We start from the raw sequence: 21,512 nt of genomic DNA on the forward strand, positions 1-21,512 counted from the left end.
AGCCAATTCCTCTCAACAACCTGAATGACACAAGTCGGCTCGAGGCCGACTTGTTATTTAAGTACTTCAAAATTACGTTAATCAATACGTCTTTTTAACATTAAATGACTGGGTTACTTCTTGTCATTAACCTCTTTAAAGTCAGCATCGACGACATCTGCATCTGGCGCTGCACCAGGGGCTCCGCCAGGGGCTGCACCCGCAGAACCGCCGCCAGCTTTTGCTTGTTCAGCAGCCATCACCTTCTCGCCCAGCTTCTGACTTGCTTTACCCAAAGCTTCAGTCTTCGCCTCAATAGCAGCCTTATCGCTGCCCTTAATGGCTTCATCCAACTCTTTAAGGGCTGCTTCAATCGCCTCTTTCTCGGCAGCTTCTAAGCTAGCACCATGCTCTTCTAAGGCTTTCTTAGTCGAGTGAGCCAAGGCATCAGCTGTATTACGAGCTGTTACTAACTCAAGCACTTTCTTATCTTCAGCAGCATTGGCTTCAGCATCTTTCACCATACGTTGAATTTCTTCTTCAGTTAAGCCAGAGTTCGCCTTGATGGTGATCTTGTTCTCTTTGCCAGTAGTTTTGTCTTTTGCAGTGACATGCAAAATTCCGTTGGCATCAATATCAAAAGTCACTTCGATTTGCGGCATACCGCGTTGCGCTGGTGCAATACCTTCGAGATTAAATTCACCGAGCAACTTATTTGCAGCAGCCATTTCACGCTCGCCCTGGAAACACTTAATGGTTACGGCAGGCTGGTTATCTTCCGCAGTGGAATAAACCTGCGAATGCTTAGTAGGAATCGTCGTGTTCTTCGGAATCATCTTAGTCATCACGCCACCCAAGGTTTCGATGCCTAAAGATAATGGGGTAACGTCTAAGAGCAATACGTCTTTACGATCACCAGATAATACCGATCCCTGAATTGCAGCACCAACAGCAACCGCTTCATCAGGATTAACGTCTTTGCGTGGCTCTTTACCGAAAATTTCTTTTACTTTGTCCTGAACTGCAGGCATACGGGTTTGACCACCAACCAAAATGACATCATCAATATCGGCAGTGCTCACACCAGCATCTTTAATCGCAGTTAGGCAAGGACCAGCCGTACGGGTGATCAACTCCTCTACCAAGGACTCTAATTTAGCGCGGGTGAGCTTCAAATTTAAATGCTTAGGACCACTAGCATCAGCTGTCACGTAAGGTAAATTGATTTCAGTTTGCTGTGCAGATGACAACTCGATCTTGGCTTTTTCAGCAGCATCTTTTAAGCGCTGTAATGCCAACACGTCTTTACTTAAATCTACACCCTGTTCTTTTTTGAACTCAGCAATGATCCAATCAATGATGCGCTGGTCAAAGTCCTCACCGCCCAAGAAAGTATCACCGTTGGTAGAAAGTACCTCAAATTGCTTCTCACCATCCACGTTCGCAATTTCAATAATGGATACGTCAAAGGTACCGCCGCCAAGGTCGTATACGGCGATCTTGCGGTCTACCTTGTCTTGCTTGTCTAAACCAAATGCCAATGCAGCAGCAGTAGGCTCATTGATGATGCGCTTGACATCTAAACCGGCAATACGACCAGCATCTTTAGTTGCTTGACGTTGGCTGTCATTAAAGTAAGCTGGAACAGTAATAACAGCTTCAGTCACTTCTTCACCAAGATAGTCCTCAGCAGTCTTTTTCATCTTGCGCAAAATTTCAGCAGACACTTGTTGTGGCGCCATTTTCTTATCGCGTGCCTGTACCCAAGCATCGCCGTTTTCGGCTTGAATAATGGCATAAGGCATTAGACCGATGTCTTTTTGCACCTCAGGATCAGTGAACTTGCGACCCATCAAACGCTTAACAGCGTAAATGGTGTTTTTAGGATTTGTGACTGACTGACGCTTAGCAGGCGCGCCAACCAATACTTCGCCATCTTCAACGTATGCGATGATAGATGGAGTTGTGCGACCGCCTTCTGCGTTCTCAACAACTTTAGGTGCATTGTTTTCAACGACTGAAACGCACGAGTTAGTGGTTCCTAAGTCGATTCCGATAATCTTTCCCATAATTGCTCCAAAAAATTAAGTTACTTTGTTGTGCTTCTAATGTGTTTTCGGTAATCGCTACCGCTAATATTCCAATACTGACTAAATGGGGTCTAAAAAGGGGAATTCAAGGGCTGAAATAGCAAAAAAGGCAGAAATCTGCCTTTTTGATGCTTTTTTAGGGTTTTGACCCCTATTTTTTAATTTATTTCGGGGCGCTCACAGTGACTAAAGCCGGTCTAAGCACCCGATCTGCCACGGTATAACCCCGCTGGAGCACTGAAACTACCGTGTTGGCCTCTTGCTCAGAAGGCACTGAAGCAATCGCCTGGTGGTGATGCGGATCAAATTTATCCCCCACAGCAGGATTAATTTCAGTCATGCGGCCCTTATCAAACGCAGATAAGAGTTGCTTGAGTGTAATTTCTAAACCCTCTTTAAAAGCCTTGGCATCACCAGTGTCCGTACTTAAAGCTGCATACAAGCTATCGGTCACTGGGACCAAATGTTCGGCAAAACTCTCAATCGCGAACTTATGTGCCTTAGCAATATCTTCAACGGCGCGGCGACGAATATTTTCGCCTTCCGCCTTAGCGCGCAAGAAGTTATCTTCGAGCTCGCCAATCTTTTGATTGAGCTCTGCAATCTCTTCCTCTGGGGTTTTGACAACGGCAACTTCAGGAGCTGCTTCAGCCGAGGTCTGCGCTGCTGAATTTTCTTGCTCTGGATTTGGATTTTCTTGTGTCATGGATGCTCATTCACTTTTTCTGTATTTTGCTCTACCTACGCTGCTCTAACTAAGGCCAGTAGTTTTCAATATTGGGACATTTTATTGAATTTCAAGTCTTAGATTTGTCAGCCAACTCTGCCCGCTCAGCGCGCAAAGTCAGCTCCTCTTTAGATTCCGTTCCTAAAGTCCACCCCAGTAAGTGCTGATAGGCTATGTCACGTAGAGCATTAATCCATTTTGGATTGCTATTTAAACAGGGAATATAACGGTAATCATTACCGCCATGTTCTAGAAATGTTTCCTTTGCTTCCATTCCAATTTCTTCTAATGTCTCCAGGCAATCCGCCGGAAATCCCGGGCAGAACACATCAACTCTAGAGCAGCCTTCTTTTGCTAACTTCTCAATAGTTGGAGCGGTATAGGGCTTTAACCATTCCGCTTTACCAAAGCGAGACTGGAAAGTGACAATATATTGTCCTGGCTCCAACCCTAAAGACTCTCCAAGCAAGCGACCTGTTTTCAGGCACTCGCAGTGATAAGGATCACCCTGCATTAAATTGCGTTTAGGTAGGCCATGAAAAGACATTACAAAGCGATCGCCTCTTGCAAAATCTGGAGCACCATCTTTGTCCCAGGCGCTTAGCACCTGATCTGCAAGTGCAGCAATATAAGCGGGATTGTCATGGTAATGCTTGACTATACGTAGCTCGGGTTGATTTCTCCAGGTACTCAGAACCCGAAAGACGTCATCAAAGCTAGAAGCAGTAGTGGTGGCTGAATACTGAGGATACAAAGGCAATAGCAATAAACGCTCCATGCCTTGCTCCTTCAAGCTTTCCAAGACCTCTTTGGCAGAAGGCTTGCCATAGCGCATTGCTAAATCGACTAAAACAGTATGTCCCTCATCTGCAAACTTCTCGCCCAGCTCTTTGGCTTGCAAACGAGAGTAGTGCATGAGAGGTGAGCCTAGTTGCGGCAACCAAATCGATGCATATTTTTTTGCTGAGGTACTGCTACGAATCGGCAGAATAATGCCATTCAAAATGAACCACCAAATAAAGCGTGGAATTTCTACGACACGCGGATCAGAGAGAAATTCTTTTAAATAAGCTCTCACTGCTTTTGGAGTTGGTGCAGATGGCGTACCTAAGTTCAATAGCAGAACTGCTGTCTTATTGACTCGTAGGTGTGGGTTCTGATTCAAAATATTTATCTTTAATAATCGATTGTTAGGAGCTCAGCGCCCCTGATAATAACTTGGAGGTGATATCCACAATTGGAATGACCCGGTCATAAGCCATGCGAGTTGGGCCAATGACGCCCAAAGTACCAACGATCTGGCCATCCACGCTATATGGCGCACTGATCACAGCTAAATCTTCATAAGGCAATAGATCGCTCTCGCCACCAATAAAGATTTGAATGCCGTCGGCATGACTCGATACATCAAGCAATTGCATGAGTACCGATTTTTGCTCCAACATGTCAAACATCTTGCGCAGCTTATCGAGATTAGAGCTTAAATCACCTACATTCAATAAGCGTCTCTCGCCAGAGAGCACCATGTCGCCCTGACTCATATCGTAGTCAGCAACGCCGCTTTGTAATGCCAAAGCCATCAAACCAGAGATATCTGCCCTTAAATTATCTAAGTCAGATTTGAGATGCAAGCGTACTTGATCAAAACTTTTTCCCGCAAATTGTGCATTGATGTAATTACCAGCCTCAATTAATTGACTTGGCGTGTAATCCTGAGTCGTTGGCAAAATCCGATTTTGTACATCTCCCTCTGGAGTCACCATAATCAATAAGATCTTGCCTTCGCCTAAGCGTAAAAACTCAATATGCTTAAAAACTTGGGCTCGCTTGGGAGTCATCACGACCCCAGCAAAATGACTTAAGTTCGACAAAATCTGAGCGGCAGAACTCAAAACTCGTTGCGGGGAGTCTGGCAAGAGTCCTCTTTCTAGCTCGCGGGTGGCAATTTCCTCCAGGGGGCGAACCGTCACCATCGTATCTACAAATAAGCGATAGCCTCTAGGGGTTGGAATTCGGCCAGCAGAAGTATGGGGGCTAGTGACTAGGCCCATATCCTCCAAATCAGCCATCACATTACGAATAGTGGCTGCAGAGAGGTCTAAACCTGAGAATCTCGACAGCGTGCGCGAGCCAATAGGCTGGCCCTCCTCGATATATCGCTCGATGAGGGTTTTTAGTAAAGCGCGGGAACGTTCATCCATGGTGGAAGGGATTTTATGCCTATGGTTTAATCGTTATATGTTAAGCCCATCCCCCAATTCCTCCAAGAAGGCATTTAGCCGGGTGGCGCTCGTCGGCAAATTTCAGGCTGATGGCATTGAAGAACACCTCAAAGACCTCGCCAAGCTGGTCTTGGGACTAGGTTGTGAGGTTTTTATTGAGTCTGGTACTGCCGCCCATCTTGGTTTAAAGGACTATCCTACCAAAAGACCCCAAGACTTTAGTGGATCAATTGACCTAGTTGTTGTCTTGGGCGGCGATGGAACCATGCTGGGCATTGCCCGTCAATTGGCAGGTAGCAATGTTCCACTCGTAGGAATCAATATGGGTCGTCTTGGCTACATGACCGACATTCCCTTTCAGTCTGTACAAGATATCTTGCCCAAAATCATCGCAGGCGAATATGAATCTGATACACGGACATTGCTTGACGCTGTCGTCATTCGCAATGGCAAAGAAATTAATCGCGCATTAGCGCTAAATGATGTTGTCGTGAATCGCTCCGCTATTTCAGGAATGGTAGAACTGGCCCTACAAGTCAATGGCTCTTTTATGTACAACCAGCGCTCTGACGGTTTGATTGTTTCTACTCCAACTGGTTCTACTGCTTATGCTTTATCTGCTGGTGGACCCATTTTGCATCCCCACGTTCCAGGTATTTTGCTTGTTCCAATCGCCCCCCATGCCCTTTCTAATCGGCCGATTGTTCTGCCACAAGATAGCGTGACGGTCATTGAGGTTGTTAATGGACTTGAAGTCATTGTCAATTTTGATATGCAATCACAAACTAGTTTACAGAGCGGCGACAAAATTGAAGTGCGTCAATCTGATAAAACCATTGCTCTTTTACACCCCAGCAATCACAGCGACTACAAAACTTTGCGTGAGAAATTGCATTGGAATGAATACCCGTCGACTTTCTGATGTCGAGTTCTTTGCTACGCTAATACATGCTTCAAACTATCTCACTTCGTGATTTCGTCATTGTTGATCAGCTTGAGCTGGATTTTTCTGCTGGATTTACCGTCTTGACCGGTGAAACTGGCGCTGGAAAATCCATTCTGCTCGATGCTCTTAGTTTAGTTTTAGGTGAACGTGCTGATAGCAGCCAAATTCGGGAAGGTAGCAGTCGTGCAGAAATCTCTGCTCTCTTTCAAATTAATCCGGAGCTTATTCAATCTTTTGGACAATGGTTAGATGAACAAGGATTCCCCCTTGAAGATCATGGCCAAAGCCTCTTACTACAAAAGAACCATAGAAAGTAATGGTAGAAGTCGCGCTTTCATTAACGGTAGTGTTGCTACAGTGACGCAACTGCGTGAGGCAGGCGATCAACTGGTTGATATTCATGGACAACATGCTCATCAACTACTCCTCAAGGGTGGCGCCCAACGCGAGCTACTAGATCGTCATGCCGGTTTATTACCCCTCGCCACTGAAGTTGCACAGTCCTTCAAAACACTGAGCGACTCTCGTCGTCGCTTAGAGCAAGCAGAAAATGCAGGACAAGATATTGAGCGTGAGCGTGAGCGCTTAGAGTGGCAACTCGAAGAGCTTACTGAGCTATCCCCCCAAGAGAATGAATGGGTAAATATTCAAGGTGAGCATGCACGGCTTGCCAACGGCGCCAAAATCATTGGCGGCTGCCAAGAAGCAATTGAAGCTTTAAGCGATGCTGATAGCTCGATTGAATCGAGCCTCTCCAAGGTATGTAGCACTATCGGTGCATTGGCAGAGCATGATCCGGCCCTGAACGATATTAGCGAAGCGCTTGAATCCGCACAAATTCAATTGGATGAAGCCATTCATAGCCTCAATCGATACTTACAAAAAGCAGATCTTGACCCAGCACGACTAGCCCAGGTTGAAGAGCGTATGCAAGCACTGCACACCACGGCCCGAAAATATCGTACTGAGGCAGATGCACTACCAGCACTCCTTCTAGATACTACGGAACGCTTGGATGCCCTAACAGCATCCCAAAATATCGAAGCTTTACGGGAAAAAGTGCGGCAAGAAGAAGCTGCTTATCTCAAGCTCGCAAAACAGCTCTCAAAAAAACGTGGTGGCGCTGCAACTGAACTCGGAAAATTGGTCACCGATGCCATGCAAGATCTATCGATGGCTGGAGGGCGATTAGAAATAGCCTTGACTCCACTTAGTGAAGGTGGCTCTCACGGTTTAGAGCAAATCGAATTCTTGGTTGCAGGGCATGCAGGAAGCACACCACGCTCATTGGCCAAAGTTGCCTCTGGTGGCGAGCTTGCTCGTATTAGCCTAGCAATTAGCGTGATCACTAGCAAAGCCTCATTCACACCTACCTTAATATTTGATGAAGTCGATGCAGGTATTGGTGGGGCTGTTGCAGAGACTGTTGGTAAGCTATTGCACCAATTAGGGCAATCTCACCAGATCTTGTGCGTGACGCATCTACCTCAAGTTGCCGCACAAGGAAATCACCACCTGAAAGTCAGTAAATCACAGAGTGGTGATAAAACAATCTCACAAGTACAGCCCTTAGCCAGAGTAGAACGCGTTGAAGAAGTGGCACGTATGCTGGGTGGCGCAACAATCACAGATACCACCCGTCGTCATGCTCGCGAGTTACTTGAGCAACACTAGGTCTTAAGAACTTCACTCACCATTAGAAGGGGCTTGAAATATTTGGAGCCAGAGTGCCTCAACAGCAGATCTGGCAGCCCTAAGTTCAGGCTCATTATCAAGATTAATGCGTGTTTTTTCTGCCCCATCCAAACGCAAGCGATGCTGACGAGATCTTAAGAGACGGTAAGCATTGCCAACGGAATCAGCTATTTTTGGATCCATTAAACCTGCTTCTCCAGCAATGCGAAGCAAAGCAATATTGCCTAGATTACCAATCAGTTGTGGATGTTGATGTGAATAAGCCAGGACTAAGAACTGCACAATAAATTCAATATCCACCATACCGCCTGAGTCGTGCTTTAAATCAAAATCAGCACTCACATTTGGATGGCCAGCATGCACTTTGCGGCGCATCTCTAAAATTTCAACCCGCAGCTGATTGATGTTACGTTGCTGACTTAATACCTCAGAACGCACAAGGTCAAACTCCAAACCTATAACCGGATTGCCGGCAGAAAAACGTGCCCTAGTTAAAGCTTGATGCTCCCAGACCCAAGCGGCGTTATCGCCTTCACGCAACTGATATTTTTTAAATGCTTCAGTATCGGTAACTAAAAATCCAGCTGACCCATTCGGGCGAAGCCGCGTATCAATCTCAAACAAACTACCAGTTGAGGTAAACGCTGTTAACCAGTTAATCATCCGCTTAGCAAGCAGTGCATAAATTTCTTGCGCAGCGTAATCAGGCTCCACTGATTGATATAAAAATACTAAATCTAAATCGGAGGCATAACCTAACTCCTTACCCCCCAACTTTCCATAAGAAATTATTGCAAATGGCGCAAGGAAGTCTTTAGGTAAGCCAAATTTCTGAGCAACGCCCGGCCATACTCGCTCAAAAGTAGTCTGTAACATGAGATCTGCCAAAGCAGATAAATGGTCGCTTACCTTTTCAACCGCGAGAGGCTCTCTAACGCCAATTCCAAGATCAGCTAAAAGCGTAATAAACGTCTCTGTATGGTGGGTCACGCGCAGAATATCCATCGCCTGCTCTGAACTATCACCATCGGTCATGACATCATCAAGGCGCATATTCAAATTGGTTTTGACGTCTCGCCAATATTCTTCGGGCTCTTCAATTAAAGCCTTCTCAGTTCCAGAATGCAGTAAGTGATCGAGTAAATGTGGATGACGCGTAAGATACTGTGCACCCCATTGAGATGCCTTTAGCAAATCCAGCACATTTAAGAGTGCTCTTGGGTATTCTGCCAAGATGGATAAATAAGCGCTACGTCTTGCAATGGCTTCAAGTAAATCAAAAAAACGTAATAAAGTTTGATCGGCATGAGCTTGATTACCGCCGGTGAGCTGCAAACTCTCCGCAGCTTGACGTATCAAATTATCAAAGATGAGTCGACTCTTCTCGGGCAACTGTCTTTGCTTAGGGCTATCAACCCATCCACTCCAGCGCACAAGAGTTTGAGAGAAATAGCCCCCATCCGGCTCCCAAGTGACATCAAGAGGGGCAAGCTTTAGCCGAGAACTGTCATCTAGTAAGAAAGCTTTTTCAAAAAGGCGAGCAACATGATTTTGGTGAAAATCTAATTCGGCCATAAAGGATTTACCGTCCTGACCCAGATCCTCTCCTGCCATTGATATTGCCAAACGCGAGCGGACCAATTCATCATCTGGCAGGTAATGGGTTTGTTGATCATCCCAAACTTGGATGCGATGCTCTAGGCGTCTTAAAAAGATATAAGCCGCCTTCAAGGTATTCACCTCTTCTATGGGCAAGATTCCTCGTTGCCCAATCAGACTAAGAACTTCTAAAGTGGGGCGCACCCTAAAGCGAGGGTCAGTACCGCCTCGCATCAATTGAAACATTTGCGCTAGAAATTCAATTTCTCGAATCCCCCCGCGACCTAATTTAATATCGCGTGAGCGACCCTGATGCCCAGCAGATTTCTTATCAGCTTCACGCTGAATCTGGGCATGCAAATCCCTGATTGAGGCAATCACGCCATAATCCAAATGTCGTCGATAGACAAATGGACGAATGAGTTGGTCCAACTCCTTTGCGCAGTAATCATGCTCCAGTGAGCCTGGCAATGGGGAGATCAAACGACCTTTAATCCAGGCATAACGCTCCCACTCTCTGCCCTGAACTAAAAGATATTCCTCCAGCATGTCTAAGCTACAGACCAATGGACCAGAGTCCCCATTGGGACGAAGACGCATATCTACCCGAAAGACAAAGCCATTTTCATCATGCTCGGACAAGAGCTTCATCAAACGCTTACCCATGCGAGAAAACCATTCATGGTTTGAAAGGCTTTTAGGTCCACCTTCAGTATCGCCTTCCTGCTCATACAAGAAAATCAAATCGATATCGGATGAAAGATTTAGCTCAAGACCGCCTAATTTACCCATGCCTACAACCATGAGCGGCATCTCAGCGTTATTCGGTTTGCTCCATGGAATTCCAAATCGACTTTTTAAATCTTCACGAATATAGGCAATACAGTCTGCAACCGCCAACTGCGCAAAATGGCTCAAGCCATGAGTTACCTCTTCTAGACTCGCCATTCCATTGAGATCCCGAAACGCGATCCGAATCATCAGGCGCTGTCTAGCTAGCCGTAAATTGGCCATAAATTGCGCTTCATCCAGCGCTGATCCTTGCTGCGCAATTCCAGAGGTTTTCAGTAAATCCTGGATGCCCTGAAAATCGACCTTTTGCTGCCCACAAGTCCTCAGCCAGTCAACCCATTCAGGGCGAGCATTCAGCCAGCGCTGTGCATACGTGGAATGCCGTTGTAGAAACCCAATTTGCCTAGAAAAATCATCCATTCCCCCATCTTAATCCGTAGCCCAAATCCCGTGGCAGAAGCTTGGCGATCAACTGAATGCTGACGGATAATAGGGGCCATGCTGCAAAATATCATTCCGCCTCGCCTCAAGAGCGTGCTTACTAAAGGTCCTCAAGGTTCTGGCGGATACTGGCTCAAACGTGCCCTCATTCTTTACAGCCTCGTTTTGGCATTATTGTTAGTTGGTCACTTTGGTATTCGCTTCATTGTTTGGCCCCAAATTGAGAAATCTAAAGTCTCAGTAGAAAGACTCATCAGCGCTCGTATTGGTGTAGATGTCACCATGGACGATTTAAGAGTCTCCTGGACTGGCATCAGGCCCGATTTTGAAATCGATGGTCTACGCTTTAATGGCCCCGATAACTCGCAACCCTTTTTACAGATTGCAACAATTCGTGGCGAGCTCAGTTGGAATTCCTTCTATCACTTGGCGCCCTATTTTCATGAGCTCTACTTTGAAAGCGCCCAAATTTATACCCAACGTGATAACAAAGGCATCATCAGCATCGCTGGAATTCCTATTCATGGAAAGTCAAATGATCCTGGGCTAGAAAATTGGCTGCTGTCTCAAGATAAGATTGCTGTTAGCAATGTCAAATTATTTTGGACAGATAAGCTAGATAAAAAACTCACCACCGCTATAGAGATTCAAAATCTAGAGCTGACGAACGGCATTCGCAATCATCAGGCCTCACTCAAAACAATCACACCATGGACTAATGGACCTCTAGAAATCAAGGCTGACTTCGTTCACCACCTTGGCGGTCAAGCTGGAAATTGGCGCGACTGGATTGGAACTATTTCTTGGAATGTAGCGGAACTTAATCTCAGTCAAATTGCAAAAGATTTTTCCCTTCCCCTAAATACTCTGGAAGGAAAGCTTAGTTCTAAGGGAAAATTAAAAATAGATAACGGGCAGCCTGATGGTGGTGAAGCTTATGTAGCAGCAGACAATCTCACTATTCAGCTGGCAAAAAATGAAGACGCTATTGCTTTAGGTAGATTAGAGACTAATCTCACTCAAGAAAATAATAGTGGTTTTATTTCTGTTACTACGAAAACATTTGCTTGGCGAGACCTAGATAGCTCAAAGAATGCGCCATTAGAAAATTTAAGCCCAATGACGTTTAGCTGGAGACCGCCGGGGGCAGATGGCGAGATTAAAGAATTCGGATTTTCTTCGCCCAAAATTCTGGTTGAAGACGTTGCTCTATTCGCATTAAATCTCCCCCTGTCTAAAAAAGTACATCAATGGATTAAAGGGTCTCAGGCCGATGGTGAGCTGCAAAATCTTGATATTCGTTGGTCCGAGAGTAAATCTTCGCTGTCGTCATTAAACATCCCCGGAGGCTTTTTCAAATCAAACAAACTTGATTTCTCTGTTAGCGCCAAGTTAGTTGATCTCAGCTTTGTTGGTATTGACAAAAGTATGCCATCTGTTTCAAACCTCTCTGGATTTATTACCGGCAATCAGAATCAAGGCAGTTTTTCAGTTAATTCAAATGATCTAGAAGTAAATATCAATGACTTATTAGTCGATCCTAAAATTAAACTAGGCCGGGCGAATGGGCAGCTGAGCTGGTCTAAGAAAAAAGATAACTGGGTCATCGATGCTAAACAACTTGCTTTAAGCAATCCAGAAATTGACACAACCCTAGATATCAATTACGTCATTGGTGGCCCTAAAAAACCAGATCAAATGATGCTGGATATGAATTTCGCAAGAGCTGACTTAAGAACTGCATACCGATATCTACCCCTTGGGATGGGAAAAGATGCAAGGCTATACCTGAGTAAAGCATTCTCTGCGGGCAGCATACAAAAAGGTAGCCTTCATATCAAAGGCGATCCCAATGGCGTCCCTTACCCCAATAGCACTAATGGAGAGTTCACTTTAAATCTGCCAATCATCGGAGCTACCTTCAGTCCTGTTCCATTGTTACCAAATAACCAAGGGGTCTGGTCTGCATTTAGCAAAGTGAATGGCGTAGTTACAATGCAAAACTCTCGCTTTGCGGTTGATATTTCTCAGGCGAATTACAAAGATGTTGCACTCAACCAATTTCATGCGGAAATTCCGAATGTCAGCGCACAACAATTGGTTTTATCGGTGAATGGTAATGCTCAAGGTAATGCGCCACAGATGTTGGAGTATTTATACGCTTCACCGTTTGGCAAAAAACAAAGCAAGTTAGAAAAAAATCTACGAGTTAGCGGGCCCGTCAATCTTGACATAGGATTAAAGGTTCCCCTATCTATCAATGACGATATTAATGTTGATATCAAGCTAGCTTTACCCGGCAATAAAGCACAGTGGGCCAATTTACCTCCACTCGAAAATCTCAAGGGCAAAATTCGGATTACCGAAATTAATCCCGAATTTGAAGATGTCACCGCCAACTTCTTAGGCGGCTCTCTGAAAATCGGCAGCTCTCCATCGACCCCGGGGAAACAAAACTTTAATATTGCAGGCGATATTACTGCGGGCTTCATCAAGAACTATCTCGTTAATACAATAAAAACTGAGTCCACGCCATTACTTGAGGCAATGAGTGGATCTGCAAAATACGAAGGCACACTCAGCTTTAATAAAACTGGTAGCGAAACGAATCTCAAGTTTGATTTGCGTGACTGGGCTAGCGCTGCACCAGCACCGGCGAAGAAACTGATGGGCACACCAATGGTGGGACAAATTACCCTTAAAACTGCGCCTAATAGTCCATCGGGGGCAAATCGCCTTAGCTGGAATGGCAAACTTGGTGATATATACACAATTCAAGGAGACCTAAATAGTGATGACGAGTTCCGATTTGCGCTAGGCATAGGCGCAGCAGCAAACTTGTCTCAACCCGGGCTTAATCTCAACCTAGCAAGTAATGAACTCAATCTAGATGATTGGCTGGATTTTTTCAGAAAGCAAAAGCAAAAGCAAAAGCAAAAAAATAATTCCTCTAAAGCAGATTATGCGAGTGAAAGTAATATTTCTATTACCGCACAGGTTAAGAAACTCACTTTGCTTGAGCGTAACTGGCAAGATATGAATCTATCTACTAGCAATAAGAATGGCGTCTGGCGGATGCGCATCAACTCACCTCTCGCTGCTGGCCAAGTTCAATATCAGGCACCTAATCAAACCGATGTCAGCGGTCTTATTAGCGGCCATTTAAGTCGCCTCAAGGTTCCAGATGAGACTATCCTGGCGACAGATACTAAGAGCCCCCCTAAGGAAACTAACAAATCGGCCCAAAACAATAGCGCTAATAAAAGTAAGCTCTCACCTAATGCAATTCCAAGCCTAGACTTAACTATTGATGACTTTAATTGGTCAACTATCTCACTTGGAAAAACCAAGCTCAAAACGAAGACTAGCAACAACCTTCTAACGATTGAGTCTATTCAATTTAATAATCCTCAGGGCAGCTCCACTACCACTGGGCAATGGATTGGGGCAAGTACAAATCAGCAGGAACATAGTAACCTCAATATCGATTTAGATATTAAAGATGCTGGCCTCATTATTGCTAAGTGGGGTTCACAAAAATCCGTTGAGGGTGGGCAAGGTAAACTCACAGCGAATGCAGAGTGGGATGGCTCACCCTTTAATCCAAAATTTGAAACTCTTAGTGGCAAGGTCAATTTAAATCTTGAAAAAGGTCGCTTGCTAGAAGTCGACACTAGCGGCGCTCAAATTCTGGATGTGCTGAGTCTTCAAAGTCTATTTAGGTTTGCTACTCTAGATCTGCAAGGTAGTCTTGGCAATATTGTGAGTAAAGGCACGCCCTTCAACAATATCGATGCAAGCTTTGACATTGCGAGTGGCGTTGCTCAAACTAAGCAATTCACCATGAGCTTAGATCAGGCTAAGGTCACTATGACAGGACAAATTAATATACCCGAAAAAAAACCAAGATCTGCGTGTCACGATCTTCCCAACTATTGATGCCACTGCTGGCTCCTTAGCCGCTTTTGCTATTAACCCGATTGTTGGATTGGGAGTGCTGGTCGGACAGTACCTCATTACCAGTCAAATCAATCGAAATCTACAATCTGATTATTTAGTGCAGGGCTCTTGGGATAAGCCAGAGGTTATTCCATTAGATCAAAAAGGTCAGCCAATTGACACTAAGACTTTAAACACGATACGTAGTAAAGACTTATTAAAAGAACAAAGTAAACCGAGCACCAACAGCACACCAGCACCAAAACCGCAGGTGCAGTCTTTATGAGCAAATCAAACTCTGCTGAACTGAAGATTGCCGGGATTCAAATGGTGTCTAGCGCATCCTTACAAGAGAACCTAGAAACAGCCCGCAGATTGATTAAAGCTGCCGCTCATGATGGTGCGCAGATTGTTGTTCTTCCTGAGTACTTTTGCATCATGGGACTCAAAGACACGGATAAAGTGAATATCCGCGAAAAATTGGGTAATGGTCCAATTCAAGAAGCGCTTGCAGCCTTCGCTAAAGATAATGGTATTTATTTAATTGCGGGAACTATTCCTCTTGAAGCAAAAGATCCTAATAAAGTATTAAATACAACCCTAGTTTTTAGTCCAGATGGGCAGCGGGCTGGACGCTATGACAAAATTCATTTATTTGGCTTTCAGACAAACACAGAACGCTATCAAGAATCTGAAACCATTGAGGCTGGCGAACAGCCCGGCATTATCAAGATCACTATCAATGGCGCTGAATGGACCTTTGGTCTGAGCATTTGCTATGACTTACGTTTCCCAGAACTGTATCGCGCCCTAGGGCAAGTAGATTGCCACATCATTCCCGCTGCGTTTACTTATACAACCGGCAAAGACCATTGGGAAATACTGTTACGAGCTCGCGCTATTGAAAACCAGTGCTACGTCCTAGCTTCAGCGCAAGGCGGTGTGCACCAAAACCAAAGGCGTACCTGGGGTAATACCATGCTGATCGACCCATGGGGTGTGGTTCTAACTACCCTACCAGAAGGTGAGGGGCTTATTTCTGGGGTTTTGAGCAAAGATAAATTAAACGAGGTACGCTCTAAGTTACCTGCACTCGCACACCGTAAGCTTTAAAGAAAGACCTGCCGAATCACATGAATGCACCCGAAGCACTATTTCCAGTCAACTGGACCAAAGCCAAAAAGCAAGCAGACCTTCTTAAATTAGCCAAGTCGATTCTGCTTGAGCCAACTGGACTCTCAGAGCAAGATCTTCACAAAACATTTGGCAGCATGTTTACCCATCGCCTAGATGATGCTGATCTCTACTTCCAACATACTCGCAGCGAAAGCTGGAGTCTTGAAGAAGGTATTGTGAAATCAGGCAGCTTTAATATTGATCAAGGCGTAGGCGTACGCGCTATTTACGGTGATAAAACTGCCTTTGCCTACTCGGATGAAATTAATTTAGAAGCATTGAGCAAGGCCGCTAAAGCGACCCGCGTTATTGGCCCACAGGGAGGCAAGCAGGCCGTTGCTAGCAAACTATTTAATCCAATATCCAACAAGCTGTACTCAGACATGAATCCTTTGGACTCACTACAGCCCAAAGAAAAAATTGCCCTCTTAGAAAGCATTGAGCGCCGCGCAAAAGCCCGTGATCCTCGCATCATCCAGGTGATGGCCAGTCTTGCCGGTGAGTTTGACGTTGTTCTAGTAGTCCGCGCAGATGGTTTACTAGCTGCAGATGTAAGGCCGCTGGTACGCGTTTCAGTCCATGTGATTGCAGAACAAAATGGTCGCCGTGAATCTGGATCTTCAGGTGGTGGTGCACGACACGATTACCATTATTTTGATACTACCCTGATTAATCAATACGTCGATGAAGCGGTTGATGGCGCTTTAGTAAATTTAGAGTCGCGTCCTGCGCCTGCTGGCCCGATGACGGTTGTCATGGGTCCAGGCTGGCCCGGCGTACTCCTCCATGAGGCAGTGGGTCATGGCCTTGAGGGTGACTTCAATCGCAAAGGTTCTTCCGCTTTTGCTGGCCGTATCGGGCAACGCGTAGCCGCTAAGGGAGTCACTGTGGTTGATGATGGCACTCTGTCTGGTCGCAGAGGATCACTCAATATTGATGATGAAGGCACTCCTACTCAATGCACTACTTTGATTGAGGATGGAATTTTAAAAGGCTACATTCAGGACAGCCTCAATGCACGACTCATGAAAATGCCTCTCACCGGTAATGGTCGCCGCGAAAGTTTTGCATCGCTACCAATGCCCCGCATGACCAATACTTATATGCTAGCTGGCAAGGATGATCCTCAAGAAATTGTGGCTAGTATCAAGCGCGGCCTATATGCAGTGAATTTTGGTGGTGGCCAAGTAGACATTACTAGTGGCAAATTTGTGTTCTCAGCCTCGGAAGCTTATTGGGTTGAAAACGGCAAAATTCAGTACCCCGTCAAAGGCGCTACCATTATTGGCAGTGGCCCAGAGTCCCTCAAACAGGTCTCGATGATTGGTAACGACCTTAAATTAGATGGCGGGATTGGGGTTTGTGGCAAGGAGGGGCAAAGCGTCCCGGTCGGGGTTGGACAGCCCACTTTGCGGATCGACAGCCTTACCGTGGGTGGAACTGCCTGATATTACTGAATTACGGCTTAAAATAACCCTATGAGCCAACAAAATACTAATCCTGCTAACTGGTACTCTGCCGTTGATAAGACGTCAGATACCGACGACCAACGCATCGACAAAATTACTGTTCTGGCACCACCAGAGCATCTCATTCGCTTCTTTCCGATTTCAGGAACGCCCACTGAAGTATTGATCAGCAAAACTCGTAAAAAGATTCGCGACATTATTCACGGGAAAGATGATCGCCTACTCGTCATCATTGGGCCCTGCTCGATTCATGATCCACGTGCGGCACTCGAATACTGCCAGCGTCTCTTAACTGAGCGCGATCGCTTCGCTGGCGAATTAGAAATTGTGATGCGCGTCTATTTTGAAAAGCCTCGCACTACTGTTGGCTGGAAAGGTCTGATCAACGACCCGTATCTAGATGAGAGCTATCGTATTGAAGAAGGTCTGCGTCTTGCACGTCAAGTCCTCATGGAAATTAATCGTCTTGGCATGCCAGCAGGTAGTGAATTCCTAGATGTCATCTCCCCACAATATATTGCTGACCTCATTTCTTGGGGCGCAATTGGCGCCCGCACAACCGAAAGCCAAGTGCATCGCGAACTCGCGTCTGGTTTGTCTGCGCCTATTGGATTTAAGAATGGCACTGATGGCAACATCAAGATCGCTACTGATGCTATTCAAGCAGCGGGTCGTCCACACCACTTCTTATCTGTTCATAAGAATGGTCAAGTATCCGTTGTGGAAACTAAAGGCAATCAAGATTGTCACGTCATTTTGCGCGGTGGCAAAGAGCCCAACTATGAAGCGGCACACGTCAAAGCAGCCTGCGCTGAGCTAGCAGCAGCCAAGCTCCCAGCCAGTTTGATGGTTGACCTATCGCATGCTAACTCCAGCAAGAAACATGAGCGCCAAATTGTTGTGGCTGATGATATTGCCCAACAAATTGAGTCTGGTTCACATGAAATTTTTGGCGTAATGGTAGAAAGTCATCTCAATGATGGTGCGCAGAAGTTTACGCCTGGTAAAGATGATCCAAGCAAGCTCGAGTACGGCAAGAGCATTACGGATGCCTGCATTAATTGGGATGATTCTGTGAAAGTACTTGAGCGTTTAGCTGGTGCAGTCAAGAAACGCAGAAGCAAGAAAAAATAATCTTAGTTCTCAACTCAAGCAGAAATCAACGTAATACTAAAAGAGACTAGTTTATTTAGTCTCTTTTTTTTCATGCTTCCAAAGCACATCCGTACCGCCAGCTGCGCGATTGAGAATGCGTGAAAGGACGAACAATAAATCAGATAAACGATTGACATATTGACGTGGGGAGTCATACAAAGGCTCTGCCCAGCCTAAGCGCACAATCGAGCGCTCAGCTCTTCTGCAGACGGTACGACATACATGTGCTTGCGCGGCAGCACGAGTACCACCAGGCAGAATGAATTCGGTCAAAGGAGGTAATTCTTTGTTGTACTTCTCTAGCCAAACATCCAGCTGAGCCACATGGTCTGGATTTAAGAGCTTATAGTTAGGGATACAAAGCTCGCCACCCAGATCAAATAAATCATGCTGAACTTGCATGAAAAGCCCTTTTAGCTCAGTAGCAATGCTTTCTGGGAACTCCTCAGTCATCAAAACACCGATCGATGAGTTCAACTCATCGACGTCGCCCATAGCGCAAATCCGTAAATGATCCTTCTCCACGCGACTTCCATCGCCTAATCCGGTCATTCCAGCATCACCCGTTCTAGTGGCGATTTTTGATAGTCGATTTCCCATGAGCTTAATTATAGGTAAATGGCTAAAATGATTCCTATGAATATGGTGACCCCACCCCCCGATATAGCCGCTATCAGCGCACTACAGTCAAAACTGGTCTCAGCCTTGCGTCCGATTCTTCCAGAGCACGCCCTACTTTGGGAGCCTGAAGACACGATTCCCTACGAATGTGATGGTTTGGCTGCCTATAAGCGTATGCCTTTAGCAGTTGCTCTACCAGAAACAGAGGAGCAAGTCGCCAAAATCCTCAAAATCTGCTTTGAGATGCAAATCCCAATAGTTCCTCGAGGATCAGGAACTGGACTATCAGGTGGAGCAATGCCAATCTCCCAAGGCTTAGTGCTCTCCCTTGCAAAGCTCAAGAAAATTCTTAGTATTGACGCATTTACTCGCACTGCAGTGGTTCAGCCGGGAGTTCGCAACTTAGCCATCTCTGAAGCCGTTGCTCACCTGGGTCTTTACTACGCACCAGATCCCTCATCTCAGATTGCCTGCTCCATTGGCGGTAACGTGAATGAAAACTCTGGTGGAGTGCATTGTCTTAAATACGGCCTCACCTTACATAACGTTCTGCGCGTACGTGGCATTTTGATGAACGGTGAGATTGTTGAATTTGGCGGCCTAGCTCCAGATTCTCCTGGTTTAGATTTGCTTGCTATTGTTTTGGGCAGCGAAGGCATGCTAGCAGTAGTCACAGAAGTAACTGTCAAGTTAGTAGCCAAACCAAAACTGGCGCGCGTCATCATGGCAAGTTTTGACGATATTGAAAAAGGTGGTAATGCTGTTGCGGCGATCATCGCTGCCGGCATTATTCCTGCTGGTTTAGAGATGATGGACCAAGCAACCACCCGAGCTGTAGAAGAATTTGTCAATGCAGGCTACGACTTAGAGGCAGCAGCCATTTTGCTTTGTGAATCTGACGGAACTCCAGAAGAGGTTGCTGAAGAGATTGAACGCATGACGAAAGTGCTTGAAGAATCGGGCGCTAGTGGTATTCGGATTTCCAGAGATGAGACTGAACGCTTGAAGTTTTGGAGTGGCCGTAAAAATGCCTTCCCGGCAGCAGGACGAATCGCTGCGGATTACTACTGTATGGATGGGACTATCCCACGTAGACATATTGCCACCCTACTCAAGCGTATTCAGGGTATGGAAAAAAAATATGGCTTAGGTTGCTTGAACGTATTTCATGCAGGTGACGGCAATATGCATCCATTGATTTTGTTTAATGGTGCTGATGAGGAAGAATGGCATCGCGCTGAAGAATTTGGCACTGATATTCTCGAAGCTTGTGTTGAGCTTGGCGGCACAATTACTGGTGAACATGGGGTTGGTCTTGAAAAGATTAACACCATGTGTATTCAGTTTGGTGATGGTGAACGCGAGTCTTTCTGGGGCGTGAAGAGCGCTTTTGATCCAGAAAAGCTTCTCAATCCTGATAAGGGCATTCCAACACTGAGTCGCTGTGCTGAATATGGCCGCATGCGCATTAGTGGGGGCAAGCTACCACATCCGGAATTGGAGCGCTTTTAATGAAGGCTACTAATCCCACCATTGAGGCATTTCGCGAACAAATTCTGCACGCAGCAAAAAATAAAACCCCGCTTTCTATCCAAGGTGGCGCTACCAAATCTTGGTATGGCAATCCCAATACCTATGCCAAGCTAGACACCCGTACTTACTCGGGCATCCTGGAATATCAACCAGAAGAATTAGTCATTACGGCTTGTGCAGGTACACCCCTGAAAGAAATTGAAGCAGCCTTAAAAGCCAAAAATCAAATGTTGGCATTTGAGCCGCCGCACTTTGGCGAGCACGCTACTTTTGGTGGCGCTATTGCATCGGGCTTAGCGGGTCCAAATCGGATTAGCGTTGGCAACTTAAGAGACTTTGTTTTGGGTGCGCGCATTCTTGATGGCAAAGGCCAAGATTTATCTTTTGGTGGACAAGTAATGAAAAACGTAGCTGGCTATGATATTTCGCGCTTGATGCCGGGTTCTATGGGTACGCTATCGCTTTTACTAGAAGCATCCGTGAAGGTATTGCCCAAACCAGCCGCAACTGCAACACTGCGCTGCCATATCTCTCAAGAGAAAGCGTTGCGCACTTTAAATGAGTGGGCCGGTCAACCATTACCAATGTCAGCAAGCTGTTGGATTGGCAGCACTAATGGCGAGGGTCAATTGACGATTCGTTTAGCAGGCGCTGCGGCGGCAATCAAAGCCGCCATTCCTTTAATGAGCTCTTTGGTAAATGCAAGTGAAGTAGACGCTCAATCTGCCGAAACGTTTTGGAATGAATTGCGCGAGCATCAGCTGCCATTATTTGAAAATCTTGCTGCTGATCAAACTCTGTATCGCCTAGCATTACCTGCAGCCTGTGGGCCACTCAATATTCCCGGAGCAAGTAATGAAATTGTTTTGGAGTGGCATGGTCAGCAGCGTTGGATTAAAGCGCCTGGAGATGAAGCTACATTTAACTTAATCAAACAATTAGTCTCAAGTCATGGTGGGCATGTAACTCGCTTCAAACAGGGCGCAAGTGTAAACCCTGGATTCCAACGCTTTACTTTATTGAGCGAACAAGTGCACTCTAAAGCCCTTGAGGCAGTACAAGAGCGTCTAAGATCTGCATTTGATCCTGCCGGCGTATTTGCAACCAAACGTCTTCCATAAGTAACTC

The 21,512-nt window shown here is 45.8% G+C and carries 14 protein-coding genes and 1 pseudogene; 9 read left to right on the forward strand and 6 right to left on the reverse strand.

The features are described 5' to 3' along the window. Positions 1-113: 113 nt before the first annotated feature. The 4 genes from dnaK to hrcA form a co-directional block, all read right to left on the reverse strand. Entirely contained in the window at positions 114-2,048 is a 1,935-nt protein-coding gene (gene dnaK / locus CBI31_RS04860) for a molecular chaperone DnaK (RefSeq protein WP_088525283.1), read from the reverse strand. Between the two features lie 184 nt (positions 2,049-2,232). Then, positions 2,233-2,775, reverse strand: a complete 543-nt coding sequence (gene grpE / locus CBI31_RS04865) for a nucleotide exchange factor GrpE (protein ID WP_088525284.1) — start codon at positions 2,773-2,775, stop codon at positions 2,233-2,235. A gap of 91 nt (positions 2,776-2,866) precedes the next feature. Further along, complete coding sequence (gene hemH / locus CBI31_RS04870) at positions 2,867-3,961, reverse strand: ferrochelatase (protein ID WP_088525285.1); 1,095 nt, start codon at positions 3,959-3,961, stop codon at positions 2,867-2,869. Positions 3,962-3,986: 25 nt separating this feature from the next. Then, positions 3,987-4,997: a heat-inducible transcriptional repressor HrcA gene (gene hrcA, locus CBI31_RS04875; protein WP_088525286.1), complete on the reverse strand. Its 1,011-nt coding sequence runs from the start codon at positions 4,995-4,997 to the stop codon at positions 3,987-3,989. A gap of 37 nt (positions 4,998-5,034) precedes the next feature. On the opposite strand from hrcA, the gene CBI31_RS04880 reads away from it, so the two are divergent. Next, entirely contained in the window at positions 5,035-5,940 is a 906-nt protein-coding gene (locus CBI31_RS04880; protein WP_088525865.1) for an NAD kinase, read from the forward strand. Positions 5,941-5,966: 26 nt separating this feature from the next. Further along, positions 5,967-7,638 (forward strand): annotated as a pseudogene (gene recN / locus CBI31_RS04885) (DNA repair protein RecN). Between the two features lie 12 nt (positions 7,639-7,650). Here recN and glnE read toward each other — a convergent pair. Next, positions 7,651-10,470, reverse strand: a complete 2,820-nt coding sequence (gene glnE / locus CBI31_RS04890; protein WP_088525287.1) for a bifunctional [glutamate--ammonia ligase]-adenylyl-L-tyrosine phosphorylase/[glutamate--ammonia-ligase] adenylyltransferase — start codon at positions 10,468-10,470, stop codon at positions 7,651-7,653. 78 nt (positions 10,471-10,548) lie between these two features. Between glnE and CBI31_RS10575 the strand changes: the two genes are divergently transcribed. Genes CBI31_RS10575 through CBI31_RS04910 form a run of 5 tightly spaced genes read left to right on the forward strand, consistent with a single transcriptional unit; the run spans position 10,549 to position 18,209 of the window. Then, entirely contained in the window at positions 10,549-14,430 is a 3,882-nt protein-coding gene (locus tag CBI31_RS10575; protein ID WP_276207125.1) for a YhdP family phospholipid transporter, read from the forward strand. 55 nt (positions 14,431-14,485) lie between these two features. Beyond that, positions 14,486-14,716 (forward strand): hypothetical protein, encoded by a 231-nt coding sequence (locus CBI31_RS10580; protein WP_476704262.1) that lies wholly within the window; start codon positions 14,486-14,488, stop codon positions 14,714-14,716. Continuing rightward, complete coding sequence (locus CBI31_RS04900; RefSeq protein ID WP_240553738.1) at positions 14,713-15,543, forward strand: carbon-nitrogen hydrolase family protein; 831 nt, start codon at positions 14,713-14,715, stop codon at positions 15,541-15,543. The genes CBI31_RS10580 and CBI31_RS04900 overlap by 4 nt, the downstream gene beginning before the upstream one ends. 20 nt (positions 15,544-15,563) lie before the next feature. Further along, the gene (gene tldD, locus CBI31_RS04905; protein WP_088525288.1) at positions 15,564-17,054 is read left to right on the forward strand and encodes a metalloprotease TldD; all 1,491 of its coding nucleotides are present in this window, start codon (positions 15,564-15,566) and stop codon (positions 17,052-17,054) included. Between the two features lie 30 nt (positions 17,055-17,084). Beyond that, positions 17,085-18,209, forward strand: a complete 1,125-nt coding sequence (locus CBI31_RS04910) for a 3-deoxy-7-phosphoheptulonate synthase (protein WP_088525289.1) — start codon at positions 17,085-17,087, stop codon at positions 18,207-18,209. 51 nt (positions 18,210-18,260) lie between these two features. On the opposite strand, the gene CBI31_RS04915 is transcribed toward CBI31_RS04910, so the two are convergent. Next, positions 18,261-18,830 (reverse strand): cob(I)yrinic acid a,c-diamide adenosyltransferase, encoded by a 570-nt coding sequence (locus tag CBI31_RS04915; protein ID WP_088525290.1) that lies wholly within the window; start codon positions 18,828-18,830, stop codon positions 18,261-18,263. A gap of 27 nt (positions 18,831-18,857) precedes the next feature. Here CBI31_RS04915 and CBI31_RS04920 point away from each other — a divergent pair, with 27 nt between their 5' ends. Next, positions 18,858-20,363 (forward strand): FAD-linked oxidase C-terminal domain-containing protein, encoded by a 1,506-nt coding sequence (locus CBI31_RS04920; RefSeq protein WP_420812063.1) that lies wholly within the window; start codon positions 18,858-18,860, stop codon positions 20,361-20,363. After that, on the forward strand, positions 20,363-21,505 hold the full coding sequence (glcE, locus tag CBI31_RS04925; RefSeq protein WP_088525291.1) for a glycolate oxidase subunit GlcE: 1,143 nt from the start codon (positions 20,363-20,365) through the stop codon (positions 21,503-21,505). The genes CBI31_RS04920 and glcE overlap by 1 nt, the downstream gene beginning before the upstream one ends. Positions 21,506-21,512: the final 7 nt, after the last annotated feature.

The sequence above is a fragment of the Polynucleobacter campilacus genome (assembly GCF_002206625.1).
GTDB lineage: Bacteria > Pseudomonadota > Gammaproteobacteria > Burkholderiales > Burkholderiaceae > Polynucleobacter > Polynucleobacter campilacus.